Consider the following 242-nt stretch of genomic DNA (forward strand, 5'->3'; position numbering starts at 1 on the left):
ACTTGTCCCAATCCTTGCCGAGCTTTTCATATTGCGCCGGGCTCGACACCAGGAACCACAGCATCTGATAGGGAAAGAAGGAATCGACCGTCTTGGTCGTGATCTCCACGGTGAAGTCGTCGATCTTTTTGGCAGATACGAGCGTGGGCATGCGCGTCGCGGTGACGCCGACCTGGCTCGGATCGAATTGCGGCGCATCCTGCTTGAGCACCTTGTCGACGTTCCACACCACCGCGTCGGCG

1 pseudogene is annotated in these 242 nt (G+C 58.7%); it reads right to left on the reverse strand.

Going from position 1 to position 242, the window contains the following annotated elements:
• Window positions 1-242: pseudogene (locus tag G8O24_RS43710) on the reverse strand (ABC transporter substrate-binding protein); the annotation flags it as partial.

This window comes from Bradyrhizobium campsiandrae (assembly GCF_014529705.1).
GTDB lineage: Bacteria > Pseudomonadota > Alphaproteobacteria > Rhizobiales > Xanthobacteraceae > Bradyrhizobium > Bradyrhizobium campsiandrae.